Here is a 19,592-nt window from a genome sequence, read left to right on the forward strand (position 1 = left end):
CTACCGCTCTAATAAAGACATTAAATGCACACCATATCCGCTTTTTAACAGCGGTTGTGCAATTGTTTCCAATTGGTTAGCATCGATATAACCCATTTTGAGCGCCGCTTCTTCAATCGAACCAATTTTTAATCCTTGGCGTTCTTCAATTACTTGAACGAACTGTCCTGCCTGCATTAATGATGGAAATGTCCCTGTATCCAACCAAGCAGTTCCTCGGTCTAAAATACTGACTTTTAATTTTCCTTGTTTAAGGTATTCTTTATTTATATCCGTAATTTCTAATTCTCCCCTTAGACTGGGTTGTATGTTAGCGGCAATTTCTATGACTGAATTGTCATAAAAATAAATTCCCGGAACAGCATAGTTGGATTTGGGTTGTACCGGTTTTTCTTCAATTGAAAGTACGTTCCCTTCTTTGTCAAAATCAACAACACCATAACGCTCAGGATCTTGCACATGATAGGCATAAATAATTCCGCCATCAGGATTGTTATTGGCTTGCAATAATTCAGCTAATCCAGTGCCGTAAAAAATATTGTCGCCCAATATCAAAGCTACTTTATCATCTCCGACAAATTCTTTACCAATAATGAACGCTTCTGCTAATCCATTAGGGTGTTCTTGAACGGCATATTCAAAACGACAACCCAAACGCGATCCATCGCCTAACAATTGTCGAAATAATGGTAAATCATGTGGCGTTGAAATGATTAAAATTTCGCGAATCCCCGACCACATCAAAGTAGAAAGCGGATAATAAATCATCGGCTTATCATAAATGGGCATGAGCTGTTTGGAAACGGCCAACGTTAAAGGGTGTAGTCTTGTACCAGATCCCCCGGCGAGAATTATACCTTTCATTTTAAATCAGTTTTTTTGCTTTTTTTATTCTTGTATATCTGTAAAATAAAATAAAACAAAAATAAAAAAATAAGGGAAATGCTATTTTTGCAGAAATCAGTGAATCATCTTTAATATTAGATACTATAGAATTTTCTTTAATTACTTTATCAAGACTTACCAGCTCTACTTTAAAATTTCCATTTTCCTTTATTAAAGCTTCTTTTGTCTTTATGATGTCATTCAATTGTGTATTTTCATTGTAATAAACCAGACTACTATTTCTTTGATTCCCATTTGATGTGTTCTTAAAACCATTCAAAATACCATTTATTTGATTTATTATTGAATCATTTTGAGCCATTTTTAAGTAAACATTTTTGAGGTTCTCCTCTTGTATTTTCTTATAAAAATCAGAATTGTTCAAATAATTCAATATCGGTGTAATTGTTTTTTTATCTTCTGTAAGTCCTTTTGTGTTAAATGAAATTACGTGAAATGGGTAGTTTTTACTTGTTATCTCATCTTCCACTATTTTTTTTGCATCACTGTCTTCAGAAAACAATTTAATTAACTCAAAATTCTGTGGGTTACTAACGATAAATTTGTAAACGTCTGAAATTGGTTTTATAGTTATCTTGCCTATCTTTTTAGGTGATTGGATTCCAACAGTGTTTTTTAAGAAAGCAGTATCATTATCTTTTATTCTAGAATTAATTAATTCAATTTTAGAATATAAATAATCAACAGATGTAAAATTTGGAATTACAATAATATCATGACGGTATATTTTCTCCTTTTCATAAAAATATCCTAACACTACACCAACTAGAGTTAATATTACAAAGACTACTATTTTACGTCTAATAAATGAAATCATTTTAAAAATTGCATTGAAAAAACTTTGTCCAATTTTCTTAAAAAAATTAGAAATACTCCCTAGGTCTATTTCTTGTCCATCTGTAAATTGTGGTGTTGTACTCATGCGGTTATTGATTAAAAAGTTGTTCTAAAATTTTAATGGTAATCAAATACGTGGGTTTCACCCCTGTGGTCCCCAATCCGCCCGAAGCTAGTGTGCTTCCCGTTTCTAAGGGATTATCGGAGGCGTAATACGCGTATCGAACTCTTACATTGGGATTAATGCTTTTGCGAATGCGCGATGCCGACTGAACGGCTTTTTGGTAATAGGCGCCCTCCATTTCTAAACCGATAGCGCCCCACGTAGATTCGTGGAAAAACTTCAATAAATCTTTATTCTGCAAGGAAGTTCCCAAAACGGTGATCATCGGACCTGCATACACCGGTATACCGTGTCCTTCAAACAATTCCTTAGTCAATTCATTGTCAAAAGGATAGTTATCCGCCGTACCTTCGTTGATGTGGGCATTCGGAATCATAATGTCGCCTTTGCCGCCTTCCAATATTCCGGCTTTTCCCATAATTGAAACCGATTCTACATTTAAAAAAAGCTTCTCTTTTGCGGATTTATAGGGCTTCAACAACTCGTCAATGGTTTCAAAAGCTTGCTCGCCAAAAGCATAATCCATAACAACAATCACGGGCGCTTCGCCTTTAATATTCACGTTCGGGAAATTGGATTTTTTCCAGTCTATTTTTGCCGTATCAAATACCTGCACATCAATGTTGGTTCCTGACGAATCGGGCAGCGAAATCATTCCGTTTTTCAGGGCATATTCTTCTACTTTTTTTCGCAGTTCCTTGTTTTCGGAAGCACTCAAATCTTCATAAATAGCATATTCCGATTGCTCTTTGTACTTACTTCCGATAACCGTTTGTGCATAAATCGAATTCATTACACTGTGCATGTTGGCACTGATAATATGGATAGGCCGCTGAATCAATCCGTTGTCATCCAACGTTTGTTTGATGGTATTGGCCCAAATCTCTCCGTGAATGTGGTGCCCCAAACGTTCCCGCAAAATAGGACTAAACGTAATCGTACGCTTGTTATTGTCTACCGATTCTTCGATGGCTAACTTTCCCAACCAATAAATCACATGTAGAAACCGATCGGGTTTTTCGGGAATGGCAAAAGAATCATAAATGGCCAATACCTCCGAAAAACTGCGACCTAAAATATTGGCCGCATGGGAAATGGCGACTTCTTTTTCAATTTGAGTTAATTTCTTTCCCTGAAGTACTGCTTGTTCTAATTTCTTCCAATCGCGGGTAACCTCTACTTCAAACTCGTCCAACAAGACGCGGTCTTTGATTTTATGCGATTCGATAAAAATAAAGGTCAAATGGGTGAGAATATCATAAATATCAGAACGTCCTCGGGTGATTTCCACATTCATTTGTTCGGCGTCAATGCGGTAACAATTGCGACGCCTTTTTGGAGGAATGATGACTTTAAAATGCGATTTGGAATACCCTTCATCGGAGGTTAAATTGATGTACCGGCACTCTTCAATTCCAATCGGCAAGCGCTCAATAACATACAATAATCCGTTTAATTCTACTTTTTCTTCGGCAATACTGCCATAAATTTCGGGGCGAAGTTGAAGCAATGCTTCGCGTAAGGTGTCACCCGATACGCCCATCGGTTTGTAGAAACCCCGGTTAAAAAGGTGACGCATGGTAATGTACAGTCGCTCGATAGCTGCCGAGGACTCTTGCGCTCTAGAGCGCGAAATGTTTTTAATTTCATTCATTCAATAGGTTTTACTAACCCGCAAAGGTAATAATTTTGGATTTAGTTGGACAGAATTAGGGAAATGGATGGTTCAAGAATCATAAGGGTCGCTGTCGGATCATTCGTGTCGGCGGAAGCCTTCTTCTGCCACTCACCTTCTTGGTAGGTCCATTGAAAATTGGCTTCAACATAAGCATACAACAAAAAAGGATAATATTTTCGCTGTACTCGAGTCGTGCCTGAATTGGGATCGGCAATGGTTTTTTCCTCTTTATTTCGTTCGATCAACAATTTTTCAAACCCGACAAAGAGTCCGTTTTTGGGCATCACCAAATTCCAATCGGATAAATCGACCGTAGTGTGCATGACCCCTTTTTTTACTGTAACAAGGATGTCTTTCTTGAGCAGCTCAGCGCCTGGTGCTCCTTTTTCATCTACGGCAAAAAAATGAAGTTTAACTAACGCATCTTCCAAACGGCAATCGGTTTGGATGCGAACTTTTTTAATATATTTTGTTTTTGTATAGGCTTGCAAATACGGAAAAAACTTGGTTTCAATTTTGGGTCCGTTATCAAAAGCTTGATAAATAGAATTTTTTCGAATGCCTATTTCAAGAAGCTTCGTGTTTTTTTGGCCCGCAATAACGACTTCCTCCAAAATATATTCCTCGGGCGACAAAAGAACCGTTTTGGCTTGATCGGCAGTCACTCTTTTTTTGGTATAACCGACCGAAGAAAACACAATGGTTTTTCCCGAATCGAGAGCCGGTAATTCATACGTTCCTTCAAATTCAGTGGTCGCTGCCATTTGCTCCCCTTCAACCCAAATGGTTACATACGGAATAGGCTGCCCCGAAAGGCTGTCTTTGACCACGCCTTTGATTTGGGCAATGGCAACTACTGGAATGACGAGTAATAAAAGTATTTTTTTCATAACAAAGGCAATTGATCGGCAATAGTGCGATCGTTACTTAGACGCGGAAGTTTGTTTTGACCTCCCAATTTCCCAATCGACTTCATATAGGCTTGAAAACCGTTGGGCGCTACTAGCGTGATAACCACCGTTCGCAAAACATTCCCAGCGATTAAATCGTCATAATATACATTTTGTTGGCGCATGGCATTGTCGATTTTTAACGCAAATTCGGTTAAATTGTCGGGAGCTTGTTCAAATTCTATCAACCATTCGTGATACGGCAATCCTTCTTGAGGTGTTATTTGCGGTGCTACGGTAAATTCATTGATACGAATCGAAGTGCCTTCCACCGCTTGACGCAGGGCCTCCTCTACTTCTTTCCCAATAACGTGTTCCCCAAAAGCTGAAATGAAATGTTTCAAACGACCCGAGACGATAACGCGATAGGGTTGTAAACAGGTAAATTGAACCGTGTCGCCAATATTGTAAGCCCATAACCCTGCATTGGTGGAGAGTAAAAGCACATAATTTATACCCAATTCGACCTCACCAATGGTGTAGCGCTTAGGATTTGGGGTAAAAAATTCATCGGCCTTCACAAACTCATAAAAGATGCCTGAATTCAAAAGCAACAACATCCCTTTTTCGGTTTGCGAATCTTGGTAAGCAAAAAATCCTTCCGAAGCGGGAAAAAGTTCGATGGAGTCCACTTTTCTCCCCATTAATTGTTCAAATTTAGCCCGGTACGGTTCATAATTGACACCACCATAAATAAACAAATTAAAATGGGGAAACAGGGTTCCGACAGGCTTTCCTGAGACTTGAACCAGTTTTTCAAAATACATTTGTACCCAACTCGGAATCCCCGAAATTACGGTCATGTTTTGCGTAATCGTTTCCTGAACAATCGCATCTACTTTGGTTTCCCAATCGTCAATACAGTTGGTTTCCCAGCTGGGCAAACGGTTACGTTGCAAATATTGGGGCACATAATGGGCAACAATCCCTGAAAGTCGGCCCAATTGAATGCCGTTTTTGGACTCCAATTCTGGACTTCCTTGCAGAAAAATCATTTTTCCATCGACAAAATCGGCTATACCCGTTTCGTGGATATAACTCAAAATAGCATTTCGAGCCGCTTGAATATGAAACGGCATAGATTCCTTGGTTAAAGGAATATATTTGGCACCCGAAGTTGTCCCAGAGGTTTTGGCAAAATAAAGGGGTTTCCCCTTCCAAAGGACGTGCTCCTCCCCTTGCACAACGCGATCAACATAAGGTTTTAATTGTTCATAGTCGCGAATGGGAACGTACTTGACAAAATCGGCATGGGAGTGAATGGCGTCAAAATGGTGGTCTTTTCCAAAAGCCGTGTGTTGTGCTTGAGCAATCAATTGACGGAAAACGTTTTGCTGGGTTTCTATCGGATTTTGGGCCCATTTTTGGGTGTCGTGATGCACTTTGTAGGCCAAAAGTCGGGCGGCAAATGATTTTAACGACATTATCTTTTTCCTTTTAGAAACGGTTTAGCCGGCGATTTTTGTTCTTCCTTTTCAATTTCACGGCGCAGCTCCATTTCCTTTTCAGAAGGCGTCAATTCCAAATCAGGAAGGGTATCAACGGCGATAGCTAAAATCGAATCTTTATTGACTTTGGCATATTCTAAATTCCCGTTCAGCACCTTCTGAATTGACTGTAAGTAGGCTTCGTTTTTTTTGATGGCAAATTCCAACGAGTCGGATTTCAAGGCCAATTCGGTAGCATTGCGCTTTAACTCGGTGGAGGGATACCCTGGAATATACTCGCGAAGCGGGGTAAAAGCAATGATAAAAGTGGTGACAAAAATGATCAAAATAGCACCCACCCCAGCGACCACAAACACATTCATCAACGTAAGCCGAAGTGAAAAAATCTCCTCAAACGTATCGTCATTTAATATCACGAGCCTGTTTTTGGTAAACAGGTGCTTTTTAAGCCGTTCTTTTTTTAATTTTTTGGCTGACATACGGAGCGTTTGATGCAACAAATATAACCAAATTCAGCGGTGAAATGGGGATACTTTAACGTGAAATCTTTGTTAGAAAATATTCATCGTTTTATTTTTTACGTACCTTTGTACCGTAAACAAATATGAATAACTGCGAAAGCATTAATTAAATACGTTATGGGAAGATTAGGAATGCCCGAAATTATTGTCATCCTTGTGATTGTTTTGTTATTATTCGGAGGTCGTAAAATTCCGGAATTAATGAAAGGATTGGGCTCGGGAATAAATGAATTTAAGAAAGCATCAAAAGGAGAAGAGCAACCAGCAAATTCTAAAAAAGAAGAAGATAAAAAATAATTATTAGTTATGGGTAGATTAGGTATTCCTGAAATAATAATATTATTTTTAATAGTCGCAATACCGGTAATTGTAATCCTGACGATACTTTTTCTGAGAAGAAATAAGAAAAATAAAATATAAAACCACTGTAGAGTGGTTTTTTTATAACACCATGGTCAGTTGAATACGTTTTCGAACCTCATCAACCTCCAAGACTTTTACCTGAACATGTTGGTGCATTTTGACGACTTCATTGACATCGGAGACAAAGCCGTCTTTCAATTGGGAAATATGCACTAAACCACTCTCTTTAATACCAATATCGACAAAACAACCAAAGGCAGTAATGTTGTTTACAATTCCGGGTAAAATCATTCCAGAACGCAAATCGTGTAGCGTTTTAACATGGGGATCAAATTCAAAAACCTTTGCGGCTTTTCGCGGATCCAATCCGGGTTTTTCTAATTCTTTTAAAATATCTTTAACCCCAAGAATTCCAACAGTATCGTTGACGTAATTCTCAGGCTTAATCTGGGCAATTTTGGTTTTGTTTGCAATCAACTCGCCTACTTGAATCCCTAAATCTTTAGCCATTTTCTCGACCACTTTATACGATTCGGGATGCACCGCCGAATTATCCAAGGGATTTTTCCCGTCTTTGATGCGAATAAAGGCTGCGGCTTGTTGAAACGCTTTGTCGCCCAAACGAGGGACTTTTTTTAATTGATTACGATCTTGAAAGGGTCCGTTTTCGGAGCGGAATTTGACAATATTTTCGGCCATTTTTTCACCGATACCGCTCACATAACTCAGCAACGATTTGCTCGCCGTATTAATATTGATTCCTACCGCATTAACACATCGCATGACGGTGTTGTCGAGTTCTTCCTTTAACTTCATTTGATCTACATCGTGTTGGTATTGCCCCACGCCAATGGACTTAGGGTCGATCTTAACCAACTCGGCCAAGGGATCGCACAAACGGCGCCCGATGGAAACCGAACCCCGCACGGTGACGTCGTAATTTGGAAACTCTTCGCGGGCTATTTTACTCGCTGAATACACCGATGCCCCCGCTTCGGAAACCACAAAAACCTGAACAGACTTATCGAAGGCAATTTTCTTGATAAAAAACTCCGTTTCCCGACTCGCCGTTCCGTTACCGATGGAAATCGCTTCAATGTTGTACGCATTGACCATGGATTTTATTTTTTTCATGGCCATGGCGGTTTCATGTTGGGGCGCATGCGGATAAATCGTTTCGTTGTATAACAAGTCGCCTTTTTCATCCAAACAAACGACTTTACAACCCGTTCGGAAACCTGGATCGATCGCCAAAACGCGTTTTTCTCCCAAGGGAGAAGCGAGTAACAACTGCCGTAAATTTTCGGAGAAAACGGCAATCGCTTTAGCATCGGCTTTTTGCTTGGCTTCTTGTAAAGTTTCGTTGGAAATGGCGGGTTCCAACAAGCGCTTGTAACTGTCTTTTATGGCTAATTTTAAGTGGGGTGTCGTATCGTTATTACGTTTGATAATGGCTTCTTCTACCATGGCGATAGCTTCGTCTTTGTCGAGGGTGACTGAAAACTTGATACACCCTTCGGCTTCAGCACGCAACATGGCCAATAACCGATGGGAAGGTGCTTTTAATAAGGGTTCAGACCAATCAAAATACTGGGCAAACTTTTGGGCGTTCTCGTCGGTATCTTTTCCTTTAACGACTTTTGTTGTAATTACCGATTGTCGTTGAAATTGACGCCGAAGTTGTTTTCGAACAAACAGGTTTTCGTTGATCCATTCGGCGATAATATCGCGCGCGCCTTGTAGAGCATCGTCTTCGTTGACCACATTTTTATTCAAATATTTGGAAGCCAAATAGTCAATGTCGTCGGAGTTTTGCGCCATGATTATTTTGGCCAAGGGCTCCAAACCGTTTTCTCGTGCGATATCTGCTTTGGTTTTCTTCTTCTTTTTATACGGCAAATACAAATCTTCGATTTCACTTGCGTCAAAACTCTTTTCAATTTTTGCTTGAAGTTCGGGATGCAATTGCCCTTGTTCGGCTATACTGGCCAAAATACTTTCCTTGCGTTTGAGAAGTTCGTCAAACTGCTTTTTGAATTTGGCAATTTTTTCAAGCACGACCTCATCGAGGTTGCCTGTTTTGTCTTTTCGATAGCGGGCAATAAAAGGAATTGTACAATCTTCTGAGAGCAATTGGAGTGCTGCTTCAATGTTTTTGGCCGCGACTTCAGGAAGTTGTAATTGACTTTGAATAAAAGAAATACTGTTCATATGAATACGAATAAACGCCTTTCTGCATTTGAAAAAAAATACAAATTGATTGGCTAAATGTACATAAAAAAGCGAGGTATAAAAACGAAAATCCAAAGGATAAAAAGAAGCTTTATCTTAGGTAGACTGCGTTAGGGGGTGAGGGATTGTTGGAGCTCTCCCAAAGGTAGGGTTACTGTAGAAAAACAAAAATAGCTATTGGGAAGCGACTCCCGAACACCCGGCCCCGAAGTTGGAAGCATGATAACGTAAGGCAACTTTCATTGCGGGGAAACGCCCAAAAAATTATACTGGAGAAGACGTTTGATAGATATGTAATCCCAATTGAATGTAAAAATATCCGACGGGAATATTAGTGAGTAAAAGTACTATTGCGCCGGCTACAGCTTGACGGAATTCGGGTTCGGTAAACATAAGTTGTAACAATCGAATACCAAAATAACTGTTTAAAAACAGCATACTAATGATGTAAAATAAACTTAGATAAATCACCTCACCGCAGGGGTTATAATAATACCAAACCATCAAACCGGTTCCCAAAAAAAAAGTGAGTATTACCACAAATCGGGTAGCTCGAATAATGTCGGGAGTGGTTTTTAGCGAATTGAACATGGTTTAAGAACAGGCTATTTTTTGAACGCGGTTTTGATGTCGACCGCCTTCAAATGGGGTTTCGAGAAACGTAGCCACCATTTCGATCGCTTGAGGAATAGCGGTGAATCGAGCGGGAATACTAATGATATTCGCATCGTTATGTTGACGCGCTAAAGCAGCAATTTCTTTGGTCCAACAAAGGGCTGAGCGAATCGCTTGGTGTTTGTTGACCGTCATATTGATTCCGTTACCTGAACCACAAATGACGATGCCTAAATCAGCACGCCCTTCAGCGACATCTAAGGCTACAGGATGGCCAAAATCGGGATAATCTACACTCGAATCGGTATCGGTTCCGTGATTGATAACTTCATAGCCTTGAGCCTGTAACCAACTTACAATAGCTTTTTTGTAATCGGGTCCGGCGTGATCGTTTCCTATTGAAATGCGCATTGGGTAAGGATTGAATTTTGGTCTTATAAATCGTTGAACAAAGTTAGGGAATAAATGCGCGCTACGGGCTATATTTGTTAAAAAATTTACGACATGGAATTCGAAGCATTTTTGGAAACGTTTAAGGATCACGCGATTGGCTACGGACCACACTTTCAAATTCCAAATGAAGTTTATTTTAAGATGCTCAAAAAATGCAAAGACAAACGCGTGATTTGTACAATTAATCATACTGTGACGCTTCATTCGGCCCTGCTACAAAAATCGGGCTTATATTTTATATTACTCAACCAGCCTTTGGTGAAAAAGCAAAATTGGAATATAGGAGATTAATTAATGATCCATTTAGCGCCCGATGAATCAACTTATGGTATGCCTATTTCGGAAGAATTTCAGGAAGTTTTAGCGAGCGATCCTGAGGGGAGTGATTGGTTTCATCAATTGACGCCAGGAAAACAACGATCGCTACTTCATGTGATTAATAAAATTAAAAGTTCACAGCTTAAAATTCAGCGAAGTTTTGTGATTTTGGAGCATCTTAAACGGCAGCAAGGGAAGTTGGATTATCAAATTCTAAATCAGGACATTAAAGCGTTTAATGAAAAAATGAGTTTATAATAAATAATTGATAATCAATATTTTAAAAGATTTTTTTTGAACGATGTTAATATCATTTTACAATAGCCTGATTTTCAGTTAACTTTAAATTAACATTTATTGTTGATAATTTTGAAAAGAAAATCAGAAGTTTTTTTAAAGGGAAACCTAATTTTTATAAGCAAAAATTTCTAGGAGAAATCCAATGAAAGTTTTGCTTTTTTTTTGGAAAATTATTGACATCAAAAAATAGGTTTTCAACAGTTTTTGGTATAAAAAGTTATGCGAAAAAAAGAAGTAAATTTAATTATTGACAGTTGTTAATAAAATCTGTAATTTTCTTTATTTTAAAAGGATTAGGTTTTTAAAAAGCTGTTTATAAAACGGTATAATTTTCTATAAGTTTTTGAAAAAATAAAAAGCGAAAAAGTTTTACCCTTTATCAACACCCTATTATAACCATCATAATTTTTAAGAAATTTTAAAAATGAATTTGTTGTTTTTAAAAAGTGTTGAAAACTTCAATCTTTTGAAAATAATTTTAAACGATATGAAGCGGGTTGTTGAGATCGTTAATTAATTGTTGGGTTCGTTCTTGATCGTTGGGATGTACTTTGAGTCGTATGCCGCCTAAGGCAATACTAGCAAAAGGATCTACGGAAACAATCGTTTCGTTTTCGAAAAAATGAGGAATGTTTTCTCGATCCAAGAGGGTTTTTAAAATATAGGTTTCTTGAGGTAAATGAAAGATGGCAACGGTAATAAAATCTTTCATAAGCGAATGATTTTGCGTACTCAAAGGTAGTTTTTTTCAACTGTAATATGTTATTTTCCTATTAAATGTTGGCTTTTTTCCTAGCAACTGAATTGGATTTCGTAATTTTCAACCGTAAAAGAAAAATGAAGTATGCCAAGAAACCGAAAAAATCTTGGGAAAAAGAATAAAACCTTTTCCGAGAAAATCTTTAAAATCCTATCTAAAAGTCCGAATAAACCGTTTAACTACAAACAGATTGCCGCTATTTTAGAGCTAGATGATACCAAAAGCCGTAATGAAATCATCAAGGACTTGAAAATTCTTGCTTCGCAAAAAGTTATCACTGAAATTGAGCCTGGAAAATATCTCATTCCTTCCGACCATCAGGAATATTACGAAGGAACTATCGATATGACTACGCGAAAAACAGCGTATTTTATTTGTGATGAATTAGAAGACGATGTTTTTATTCCGTTTATCAATTTAAATCACGCTTTGCATGGAGATCGAGTAAAAGTGTATGTGTACAACAAACGTGCTTCACGAAAACCGGAAGCAGAAGTAGTAGAGATTCTTGAGCGTGCAAAATTGGAGTTTGTGGGTGTCGTCGATGTACAAAAGAATTTTGGTTTTGTAACGACGGCCAATCCAAAAATGTATACCGATATTTTTATTCCAAAAAATAAATTAAATGAAGCGCAACATGGTGATGTGGTGTTGGTTCGCTTGGAAGATTGGCCTCAAAAAGCCGATTCTCCTTTTGGTTCGGTGATTAAAGTTTTAGGTAAACCTGGAGAACACGATACAGAAATTCATGCCATTTTAGCCGAATACGGGCTACCTTACGATTTTCCGATTGAAGTAGAAGCTTTTGCTAATAAAATTGATACTTCGATTACAGCTGATGAAATAGCAAAACGCAGGGATATGCGCGGTATACTTACCTTTACTATTGACCCACGCGATGCGAAAGACTTTGATGATGCATTGTCGTTTCAGGTTTTAGACAATGGAAATTACGAAATTGGTGTTCATATCGCCGATGTTTCGCACTATGTAAAAGAAGGAACAATTTTAGATGAAGAAGCCTATAAACGAGCGACTTCAGTCTACTTGGTCGATCGTGTGGTTCCGATGTTGCCCGAAGTTTTATCCAACTTTGCCTGTTCGTTGCGTCCTCATGAAGAAAAATTTACGTTTTCAGCCGTTTTTGAATTGAATAACAAAGCCGAATTGGTCCATCAATGGTTTGGTCGAACGGTGATTTATTCTGATCAGCGATTTGCCTACGAAGAAGCCCAACATATTATTGAAACAAAATCAGATATAATTCCAGCGAAAACATCGTTAACTGGAAAAGATTATCAAGTGCCATCTCCCATTGTTGATGCGGTTTTAACTATGCATGAATTGGCTAAAATTTTACGTCAAAAACGGATGGCAGCTGGAGCGATTTCATTTGATAAAGTAGAAGTAAAGTTTAATTTGGATGAAAATGACGAACCGACAGGCGTGTATTTTAAAGTTTCCAAAGAAGCCAATTTCTTGATTGAAGAATTCATGTTACTGGCCAATCGAAAAGTGGCTGAATTTATTGGCAAACAAAAGAAAACTTTTATTTATCGGATTCACGATGAACCCAATGAAGATAAATTAATTGGACTTCAATCGGTGATTTCAAAGTTTGGGTATTCGATTAATTTCAAAAGCAAACAAACGATTTCCAAGTCGTTGAATGATTTATTGGCCGAAGTCAACGGTAGAAAAGAACAAAATTTAGTCGATACTTTGGCCATTCGTGCGATGAGCAAGGCTCGTTATTCTACAGAAAATATTGGTCATTACGGACTTGCGTTTGAAAATTACAGTCATTTTACTTCACCTATTCGACGCTATCCTGATGTGATGGCGCATCGTTTATTGCAACATTATTTAGACGGTGGAAAAAGTGCCGATGAAGAAGCTTTTGAAGAAAAATGTGAACATTCCACCGATATGGAAATTTTAGCTGCCAATGCAGAACGCGATTCGGTGAAATATATGCAGGTTAAATACATGAAAGACCATATGGATCAAGAGTTTTTGGGTGTTATTTCAGGGGTAACTGAATGGGGAATTTACGTTGAAATTATTGAAAACAAATGTGAAGGAATGGTTCGAATTCGCGATATCAAAGAGGATTATTATGTATTTGATGAGAAACAATATGCATACATCGGCGAGCAATACAAAGGCATGTTGCAGTTAGGCGATGAAGTTTTTGTGAAAGTGAAAAACGCCGATTTGGTAAAAAAACAATTGGATTTTACGTATTTGCGAAAAAAGGAATAATTCTTGCGAAGATTGGTTTTTAAATAAATGTTTACTATGATGAAAAAGTTGATTTTTTTCGCTTTCGTATGTACGTCGCTAGCGAGTGCGCAAATTGAGAAGAAAGTGGGGGATTTTACCAAGTTGACCGCTTTTGATCAAATTGATGTTTTATTAGTTCCCGGAAAAGAGGATAAAGTGGTACTTACAGGCAAAGAAGCATCTTCAGTGGAAGTTGTTAATCGTAATGGCGAGTTAAAAATACGAATGCCTTTGACTAAAATGCTCTCAGGTGAATCGGTCTCAGCGACCGTTTATTATACCCATTTAGAAGCCGTTGAAGCCAATGAGGGTTCGCATATCGGCGGTGATACTGTCATAAAAACAACTTTTTTTGAGGTAATTGCCAAAGAAGGTTCACAAGTAAAATTAAAGTTAGAGGTTTCCAAATTAACTGCGCGCATAGCCAATGGTTCGATAGTAGAGTTACAAGGTTTTGCCAAAACCCAAGAGGTGATTGTTAATTCAGGCGGACAATACGAAGCTAAAGATTTACGCACAGAGCAAACCACCATTACAGGAAATGCAGGTGGAGACGCTGAGATTTATGCTTCCGAGTGGGTAGATGCCAAAATTCGAGCTGGCGGGAATATTGTAATTTACGGCAATCCGAAGCAAATTAACGAGAAAACCATCGCTGGAGGGAGCATTCGTCAAGCGAAATAGGTGGGGAATTTGCTTTTTCTTGGAAAAAGAATACCTTTACTTTTTAAGTTAATTATGCCATGCTCAACGATATTTTAGCGGCCATACCTTGGGGATTTTTACTTGCCTTTACCATTGGGCCTGTTTTCTTTGTTTTATTAGAAACGAGTATCACCAAGGGTTTTCGTGCGGCTATGGTGTTTGATGCTGGAGTGGTTTTTGGTGATTTTATTTTTATTTTAATCGCTTATTTTAGTACTAATCAAATCCTTGAACGGCTCAAAGATGATCCTGGTTTATTTATTTTTGGTGGGGTAATTATGCTTACGTATGGTATTATTTCATTCATCAAAGAGAAAAAGAATTTCTTAAAAAAACGAGATGAAGAGCAGGTTGAAGAGGATAATATTCCCAAAAACAATTACTTAGGTTTATTTTTCAAAGGCTTCTTTTTGAATTTTATCAATATTGGGGTTTTGGCCTTCTGGATGGGAATTATCATCGTATTTGGTCCCAAATTAAATATGGAAACCGATCGAATTATTTTATTTATTACGGTAATTATTCTAACTTATTTTGCCGTCGATATTTTAAAAATAATGGTGGCCAAACAATTGAAATCCAGACTTACCCCCAATAATATTTATAAGATAAAGCGGGTAATTAGCGTTATCCTAATGATATTCGGTAGTTTTTTAATCGTTCAAGGGTTTTTCCCCAACGAAAAAAAGATGATCGAACAACAATTAGGAATTGGTAAAACGCTTGAAAATGCCACGAATTCTCCATAGCTTTTTTCTTTTTATATCCTTTTTTAGTCTTGCTCAAAAGGATACGTTAGCTACTATTAAACACAAATCTGACTGGATAGTAAACCAAGATATTCGTGTAGTTTATCGCGGGATGCCTAATACATTTAGTATCGAAGTTCCCAATTCGTTGTCATTTTCTGTTTCTGGATTAGGAGTAAAATCAATTTCAAAAAACACATTTGAAATTAACCCAGGTGCTGGTACAGAACTCAATGTTTCCGTTCAAATAGTTTTAAAAAATAAAACCAAAAAAGAAGAAGTTTTTGTATTTAAAATTAGGAATATTGCTGTTCCATTAACTTCATTAAACTATAATAAAGATCCTATTTTACGGATGAGTAAGAACAATTTGAAAGGTGCAGTTGTTCGTATATTTTTTGAAGATAAAAACTTGGATTTTAAGTTCAATGTTCTTGAATTTACCTTAAGGATACCTGGTCAAAAAGCAATTGTGGTTCAAGGAAATACCATAACAAGTTCCGTTTTTGATCAAATCAATAGATATGCAAGGAAAGGAGATCAACTCACAATTTGTGATATAAAAACAAGAGTAGGAATTCATAATAATAGAATTTCCATTTGTAAAATTACACCGGTAATAATTACTATTCTATAATTTTTTAAAAAAACCTCCCATTTCAGAGCCGTTTTAAGTAAGAGTCGCCCGTCCCGAAGCTTCGGGAGAACCGAGTGTGCGGTTTTGAAGTTATTATTTTCAATAAAAAAAACCTCCCATTTCTGAGAGGTTTTAAGTAAGAGGCATCGCCCGGATTCGAACCGGGGTACGCGGTTTTGCAGACCGATGCCTAGCCACTCGGCCACGACGCCTTTTTAGTAAGGGTAGCAAAGATAAAGTAAAAAAAAATCAATATCCAAATTCCCGACTTCAATTTATAGTGTAAAAACAAACTTATTTACCACTAACTTCGGTACTCTTCCATGACGATGGTAACTGCTTCAACATCGCCACCAATAGGAGGATTACGTTTGGAAACTTCCAAAATGATACGCGAAACCGATGGAATTTCTCTAAAAATGCGCTCAATAATGCGTTGCGCTACATGTTCCAATAATTTCGAACGAATCGCCATTTCTTCAACAACGATGCGATTAAGCAACACATAATCAACAGTATCGGTTAATTCATCGGTTTGGGCTGATTTGCGTAAATCGGTTTTTACTTCTAAATCTACCCGATAATCACTTCCAATTTTTGCTTCTTCCGGTAAACAACCGTGAAAAGAAAATGTGCGGATGTTTTGTAATTTAATTGTTCCCATTTTTATTTCGGTGCCAATTTTCAAATTGACGAATTAAACATATCTTTGCTAAAATTAAGAAATTTCTATGTCTACCGAGGAAAAATCACTCAATTTTATCGAGCAAATCATTGAAGACGATTTAAACAACGGCTTATCAAAAGATAAACTTCGTTTTCGTTTTCCACCCGAACCCAATGGCTATTTGCATGTGGGGCATGCCAGTGCGATTTGTTTGAATTTTGGCTTAGGTTTGGACTATAATGCGCCGGTTAATTTACGTTTTGATGATACCAATCCTTCCAAAGAGGAACAAGAATATGTAGATGCCATCAAGCGCGATGTGCAATGGCTTGGATTCCAATGGGATCGCGAGTGTTACGCCTCTGATTATTTCCAACAATTGTATGATTGGGCGGTAGCTTTAATACAAAATGGGAAAGCCTATGTCGATAGCCAAACTTCGGAAGAAATGGCCAAACAAAAAGGTACACCCACACAACCCGGTACAGATTCTCCTTTCCGAAATCGTTCGATCGAAGAGAATTTGGACTTATTTACACGAATGAAACAAGGCGTATTTCCGAAAGGAACGCATGTGCTTCGTGCCAAAATCGATATGACTTCCTCCAATATGTTGATGCGTGATCCGATTATTTACCGCATTATGCATGAACATCACCACCGTACAGGTAACGATTGGTGTATTTATCCTATGTATGATTGGGCGCATGGGGAAAGTGACTATTTAGAGCAAATTTCCCATTCGTTATGCACCCTAGAATTTTTACCGCATCGCGAATTATACGATTGGTTTTTGGATCAAATTTATGATGAATCAAAAGTACGTCCAAAACAACGTGAATTTGCCCGAAGAAATCTATCACATACTGTGGTTTCTAAACGGAAGTTACTCCAATTGGTTGAAGAAAAACACGTTTCAGGCTGGGATGATCCTCGCATGAGTACCATTTCAGGAATGCGTCGTCGCGGTTATCCTCCAATGGCTATTCGAAACTTTGCCAAAACCATTGGAATTGCCAAACGTACCAATCTTATCGATGTATCCTTATTAGAATTTTGTGTTCGTGAAGAGTTGAATAAAACTTCCGATCGCGTTATGGCTGTCCTCAATCCAGTAAAGTTGGTGATTACCAATTATCCTGAAGGTCAAGAAGAATGGTTGGATGCTGAAAACAATCCAGAAGCTGACCCGATGACCTATCGTAAAGTTCCTTTTACAAGAGAGTTATATATTGAAAGAGAGGACTTTAAAGAGGAAGCCGATAAGAAGTTTTTCCGTCTTACCCTAGGAACAGAAGTACGTTTAAAGAACGCATTCATCATAAAAGGCGAAAAAGTAATTAAAGATGCCAATGGTGAAATAACTGAAATTCACTGTACGTATGATGCCGATAGTAAATCGGGAAGTGGAACAGAAGCGAGTATGCGTAAAGTAAAAGGAACCATTCATTGGGTGTCTATTCAACACGCTTTACAGGCAGAAGTTCGCATTTACGATCGTCTTTTTACCCATGAAAACCCAGATGGCGATAAGGAAGTGGATTTTAAAACTTACATCAATCCCAATTCGTTGCAATTTATCACTGGATATTTGGAACCGAGTTTGCAACAAGCCCAACCGGGAACGTCGTATCAATTTCAACGCTTAGGGTATTTTTGTGTGGATACCGATTCAACCCCTGAAAAATTAATTTTTAACAAAACGGTGGGCCTTCGAGACACATGGGCAAAAATTGAAAGCAAAGAATAATTTTTATATTCAAAAGCAATACAAAACCCGATACAACATCGGGTTTTTTTATTATTGTTAAAACTTATGTTATTATGAAACAATATCAGTAATTATTATTAAAAACAGCTTTAATACGTTCGATTTCCGCTTGTTTTAAAAATAGCCAATCTACTTTATTCACTAGAGATGAGAAAGTGTTTTAAATCGTTTAAATTAAAGTTTTCACTTAAATCACCTTTTTTTTGCTGCGATTTTTTATTTCAAAAAAAAGAGGCCTGTAAAAGCCTCTTCTTATGTTCAAAATTTTACTCCGGTTGCGATGTATCGTTTGGATTATAGTCCAACGAGGTTTTATCATCACTATTTTTCAACCGTTTGTTTTGTCTTTTCATTTGTTCACCAATTTGATTGCTGGCGGCAAAACTCGCTACCATATTATTCAACATATCGGTTGCCGCTTGTGGAGAATTGGGTAATAGAATTAAATTAGAATTCGAATCGGCACCAATGGCTTGCAGCGTATCATAATGTTGCGTGACCACGATCAATGAAGAAGCTTCTTGTGAGTTAATGCCCACATTGTTCAACACTTCCACACTTTCGACCAATCCTTTGGCAATTTCTCGTCGTTGGTCGGCGATACCTTGTCCTTGCAAACGCTTGCTTTCGGCTTCAGCTTTGGCTTTGGCAACAATACGAATACGTTGTGCTTCACTTTCAAATTCAGCAGCCACCTTTTCGCGTTCAGCGGCATTGATACGGTTCATCGCATTTTTCACTTGAATATCGGGATCAATATCAGTAACCAACGTATTGATAATGTCGTATCCGTAGGCCATCATCGCTTCGTTTAATTCGCGTTTTACAGCAATGGCAATATCGTCTTTTCGCACAAATACATCATCCAGAATAAGTTTTGGTACTTCGGCACGAACAACGTCAAAAACATAGGCCGTAATTTGGTCGTGCGGATATTCGAGTTTGTAAAAAGCTTCGTACACATTTTCCTGAATCACTTTAAATTGAACAGAAACTTTCATTTTCACAAACACATTGTCTTTGGTTTGTGTTTCAATAATAACATCCAATTGTTGAATACGCAGATTTACGCGACCTGCAATACGATCAATGACCGGAATCTTCAATTGAAGTCCCGAGTTACGAATGCTTTGGAATTTTCCAAAACGTTCGATTACGACAGAGGTTTGTTGTTTCACCGTAAAAAAACAAGCCAAGAATAAAAACAGTCCGAAGACCAGCACAATAATTAAAATAGGATCCATGAATAAATTTTTTGGATTAGACACTTGT

At 37.8% G+C, this 19,592-nt stretch carries 20 protein-coding genes and 1 tRNA gene; 8 read left to right on the plus strand and 13 right to left on the minus strand.

The window, feature by feature from the left end; genetic code table 11:
- From rfbA to Q0037_RS10350, 6 genes are read right to left on the minus strand one after another with little or no spacing between them, the layout of a single operon-like run.
- Entirely contained in the window at positions 1 to 864 is an 864-nt protein-coding gene (rfbA, locus tag Q0037_RS10325; RefSeq protein ID WP_297517942.1) for a glucose-1-phosphate thymidylyltransferase RfbA, read from the minus strand.
- Between the two features lies 1 nt (position 865).
- On the minus strand, positions 866 to 1,828 hold the full coding sequence (locus tag Q0037_RS10330; RefSeq protein ID WP_297517944.1) for a hypothetical protein: 963 nt from the start codon (positions 1,826 to 1,828) through the stop codon (positions 866 to 868).
- A 4-nt stretch (positions 1,829 to 1,832) separates the two neighbouring features.
- Positions 1,833 to 3,521, minus strand: a complete 1,689-nt coding sequence (locus Q0037_RS10335) for a hypothetical protein (protein ID WP_297517946.1) — start codon at positions 3,519 to 3,521, stop codon at positions 1,833 to 1,835.
- A gap of 41 nt (positions 3,522 to 3,562) precedes the next feature.
- Positions 3,563 to 4,435 carry a carboxypeptidase-like regulatory domain-containing protein gene (locus tag Q0037_RS10340; protein ID WP_297517949.1) on the minus strand — a complete coding sequence of 291 codons (873 nt, stop codon included), beginning with the start codon at positions 4,433 to 4,435 and terminating at the stop codon, positions 3,563 to 3,565.
- Positions 4,432 to 5,919, minus strand: coding sequence for a GH3 auxin-responsive promoter family protein (locus Q0037_RS10345; RefSeq protein ID WP_297517952.1), 1,488 nt, complete (start codon positions 5,917 to 5,919; stop codon positions 4,432 to 4,434). Before Q0037_RS10345 ends, Q0037_RS10340 begins: the two co-directional genes overlap by 4 nt.
- Positions 5,919 to 6,422 carry a peptidase gene (locus tag Q0037_RS10350; RefSeq protein WP_297517955.1) on the minus strand — a complete coding sequence of 168 codons (504 nt, stop codon included), beginning with the start codon at positions 6,420 to 6,422 and terminating at the stop codon, positions 5,919 to 5,921. The genes Q0037_RS10345 and Q0037_RS10350 overlap by 1 nt, the downstream gene beginning before the upstream one ends.
- 159 nt (positions 6,423 to 6,581) lie before the next feature.
- Between Q0037_RS10350 and tatA the strand changes: the two genes are divergently transcribed.
- Complete coding sequence (tatA, locus tag Q0037_RS10355; RefSeq protein ID WP_297517958.1) at positions 6,582 to 6,761, plus strand: twin-arginine translocase TatA/TatE family subunit; 180 nt, start codon at positions 6,582 to 6,584, stop codon at positions 6,759 to 6,761.
- Positions 6,762 to 6,905: 144 nt separating this feature from the next.
- Here the strand turns inward: tatA and Q0037_RS10360 are convergent, their stop codons facing one another.
- From Q0037_RS10360 to rpiB, 3 genes are all read right to left on the minus strand, one after another.
- On the minus strand, positions 6,906 to 9,038 hold the full coding sequence (locus Q0037_RS10360) for a Tex family protein (protein WP_297517960.1): 2,133 nt from the start codon (positions 9,036 to 9,038) through the stop codon (positions 6,906 to 6,908).
- Between the two features lie 285 nt (positions 9,039 to 9,323).
- Positions 9,324 to 9,650 (minus strand): hypothetical protein, encoded by a 327-nt coding sequence (locus Q0037_RS10365; protein WP_297517963.1) that lies wholly within the window; start codon positions 9,648 to 9,650, stop codon positions 9,324 to 9,326.
- Between the two features lie 3 nt (positions 9,651 to 9,653).
- A complete protein-coding gene (gene rpiB, locus Q0037_RS10370; protein ID WP_297517966.1) occupies positions 9,654 to 10,085 on the minus strand; it encodes a ribose 5-phosphate isomerase B in 432 nt (143 codons plus the stop codon).
- A 93-nt stretch (positions 10,086 to 10,178) separates the two neighbouring features.
- Here rpiB and Q0037_RS10375 point away from each other — a divergent pair, with 93 nt between their 5' ends.
- On the plus strand, positions 10,179 to 10,418 hold the full coding sequence (locus tag Q0037_RS10375; RefSeq protein WP_297517970.1) for a hypothetical protein: 240 nt from the start codon (positions 10,179 to 10,181) through the stop codon (positions 10,416 to 10,418).
- 3 nt (positions 10,419 to 10,421) lie between these two features.
- Positions 10,422 to 10,703 carry a YdeI/OmpD-associated family protein gene (locus Q0037_RS10380; RefSeq protein WP_297517973.1) on the plus strand — a complete coding sequence of 94 codons (282 nt, stop codon included), beginning with the start codon at positions 10,422 to 10,424 and terminating at the stop codon, positions 10,701 to 10,703.
- Between the two features lie 520 nt (positions 10,704 to 11,223).
- Here Q0037_RS10380 and Q0037_RS10385 read toward each other — a convergent pair.
- Entirely contained in the window at positions 11,224 to 11,457 is a 234-nt protein-coding gene (locus Q0037_RS10385) for a DUF2007 domain-containing protein (RefSeq protein WP_297517976.1), read from the minus strand.
- 132 nt (positions 11,458 to 11,589) lie between these two features.
- On the opposite strand from Q0037_RS10385, the gene rnr reads away from it, so the two are divergent.
- The 4 genes from rnr to Q0037_RS10405 are packed head-to-tail and all read left to right on the plus strand — an operon-like array spanning position 11,590 to position 15,882.
- Positions 11,590 to 13,770 (plus strand): ribonuclease R, encoded by a 2,181-nt coding sequence (gene rnr / locus Q0037_RS10390; RefSeq protein WP_297517978.1) that lies wholly within the window; start codon positions 11,590 to 11,592, stop codon positions 13,768 to 13,770.
- Between the two features lie 36 nt (positions 13,771 to 13,806).
- On the plus strand, positions 13,807 to 14,475 hold the full coding sequence (locus Q0037_RS10395) for a head GIN domain-containing protein (RefSeq protein ID WP_297517981.1): 669 nt from the start codon (positions 13,807 to 13,809) through the stop codon (positions 14,473 to 14,475).
- Between the two features lie 59 nt (positions 14,476 to 14,534).
- A complete protein-coding gene (locus Q0037_RS10400) occupies positions 14,535 to 15,245 on the plus strand; it encodes a LysE family transporter (protein ID WP_297517982.1) in 711 nt (236 codons plus the stop codon).
- Positions 15,226 to 15,882 carry a GldM family protein gene (locus tag Q0037_RS10405; protein WP_297517984.1) on the plus strand — a complete coding sequence of 219 codons (657 nt, stop codon included), beginning with the start codon at positions 15,226 to 15,228 and terminating at the stop codon, positions 15,880 to 15,882. The genes Q0037_RS10400 and Q0037_RS10405 overlap by 20 nt, the downstream gene beginning before the upstream one ends.
- 141 nt (positions 15,883 to 16,023) lie before the next feature.
- On the opposite strand, the gene Q0037_RS10410 is transcribed toward Q0037_RS10405, so the two are convergent.
- Both Q0037_RS10410 and folB read right to left on the minus strand, forming a co-directional pair.
- A tRNA-Cys gene (locus Q0037_RS10410) sits at positions 16,024 to 16,094 on the minus strand.
- A 92-nt stretch (positions 16,095 to 16,186) separates the two neighbouring features.
- Positions 16,187 to 16,546 carry a dihydroneopterin aldolase gene (folB, locus tag Q0037_RS10415; RefSeq protein WP_297517987.1) on the minus strand — a complete coding sequence of 120 codons (360 nt, stop codon included), beginning with the start codon at positions 16,544 to 16,546 and terminating at the stop codon, positions 16,187 to 16,189.
- A 67-nt stretch (positions 16,547 to 16,613) separates the two neighbouring features.
- On the opposite strand from folB, the gene Q0037_RS10420 reads away from it, so the two are divergent.
- Positions 16,614 to 18,299: a glutamine--tRNA ligase/YqeY domain fusion protein gene (locus Q0037_RS10420; protein WP_297517990.1), complete on the plus strand. Its 1,686-nt coding sequence runs from the start codon at positions 16,614 to 16,616 to the stop codon at positions 18,297 to 18,299.
- Between the two features lie 287 nt (positions 18,300 to 18,586).
- Here the strand turns inward: Q0037_RS10420 and Q0037_RS10425 are convergent, their stop codons facing one another.
- Positions 18,587 to 19,564: an SPFH domain-containing protein gene (locus Q0037_RS10425; RefSeq protein WP_297517993.1), complete on the minus strand. Its 978-nt coding sequence runs from the start codon at positions 19,562 to 19,564 to the stop codon at positions 18,587 to 18,589.
- Positions 19,565 to 19,592: the final 28 nt, after the last annotated feature.

The organism is Flavobacterium sp. (genome assembly GCF_027482425.1).
Lineage (GTDB): Bacteria > Bacteroidota > Bacteroidia > Flavobacteriales > Flavobacteriaceae > Flavobacterium.

Coding starts and splice junctions, on each gene's coding strand:
- rfbA (WP_297517942.1), bottom strand. CDS start 864: ATGAAAGGTATAATTCTCGCCGGGGGATCTGGTACAAGACTACACCCT.
- Q0037_RS10330 (WP_297517944.1), bottom strand. CDS start 1,828: ATGAGTACAACACCACAATTTACAGATGGACAAGAAATAGACCTAGGG.
- Q0037_RS10335 (WP_297517946.1), bottom strand. CDS start 3,521: ATGAATGAAATTAAAAACATTTCGCGCTCTAGAGCGCAAGAGTCCTCG.
- Q0037_RS10340 (WP_297517949.1), bottom strand. CDS start 4,435: ATGAAAAAAATACTTTTATTACTCGTCATTCCAGTAGTTGCCATTGCC.
- Q0037_RS10345 (WP_297517952.1), bottom strand. CDS start 5,919: ATGTCGTTAAAATCATTTGCCGCCCGACTTTTGGCCTACAAAGTGCAT.
- Q0037_RS10350 (WP_297517955.1), bottom strand. CDS start 6,422: ATGTCAGCCAAAAAATTAAAAAAAGAACGGCTTAAAAAGCACCTGTTT.
- tatA (WP_297517958.1), top strand. CDS start 6,582: ATGGGAAGATTAGGAATGCCCGAAATTATTGTCATCCTTGTGATTGTT.
- Q0037_RS10360 (WP_297517960.1), bottom strand. CDS start 9,038: ATGAACAGTATTTCTTTTATTCAAAGTCAATTACAACTTCCTGAAGTC.
- Q0037_RS10365 (WP_297517963.1), bottom strand. CDS start 9,650: ATGTTCAATTCGCTAAAAACCACTCCCGACATTATTCGAGCTACCCGA.
- rpiB (WP_297517966.1), bottom strand. CDS start 10,085: ATGCGCATTTCAATAGGAAACGATCACGCCGGACCCGATTACAAAAAA.
- Q0037_RS10375 (WP_297517970.1), top strand. CDS start 10,179: ATGGAATTCGAAGCATTTTTGGAAACGTTTAAGGATCACGCGATTGGC.
- Q0037_RS10380 (WP_297517973.1), top strand. CDS start 10,422: ATGATCCATTTAGCGCCCGATGAATCAACTTATGGTATGCCTATTTCG.
- Q0037_RS10385 (WP_297517976.1), bottom strand. CDS start 11,457: ATGAAAGATTTTATTACCGTTGCCATCTTTCATTTACCTCAAGAAACC.
- rnr (WP_297517978.1), top strand. CDS start 11,590: ATGCCAAGAAACCGAAAAAATCTTGGGAAAAAGAATAAAACCTTTTCC.
- Q0037_RS10395 (WP_297517981.1), top strand. CDS start 13,807: ATGATGAAAAAGTTGATTTTTTTCGCTTTCGTATGTACGTCGCTAGCG.
- Q0037_RS10400 (WP_297517982.1), top strand. CDS start 14,535: ATGCTCAACGATATTTTAGCGGCCATACCTTGGGGATTTTTACTTGCC.
- Q0037_RS10405 (WP_297517984.1), top strand. CDS start 15,226: ATGCCACGAATTCTCCATAGCTTTTTTCTTTTTATATCCTTTTTTAGT.
- folB (WP_297517987.1), bottom strand. CDS start 16,546: ATGGGAACAATTAAATTACAAAACATCCGCACATTTTCTTTTCACGGT.
- Q0037_RS10420 (WP_297517990.1), top strand. CDS start 16,614: ATGTCTACCGAGGAAAAATCACTCAATTTTATCGAGCAAATCATTGAA.
- Q0037_RS10425 (WP_297517993.1), bottom strand. CDS start 19,564: ATGGATCCTATTTTAATTATTGTGCTGGTCTTCGGACTGTTTTTATTC.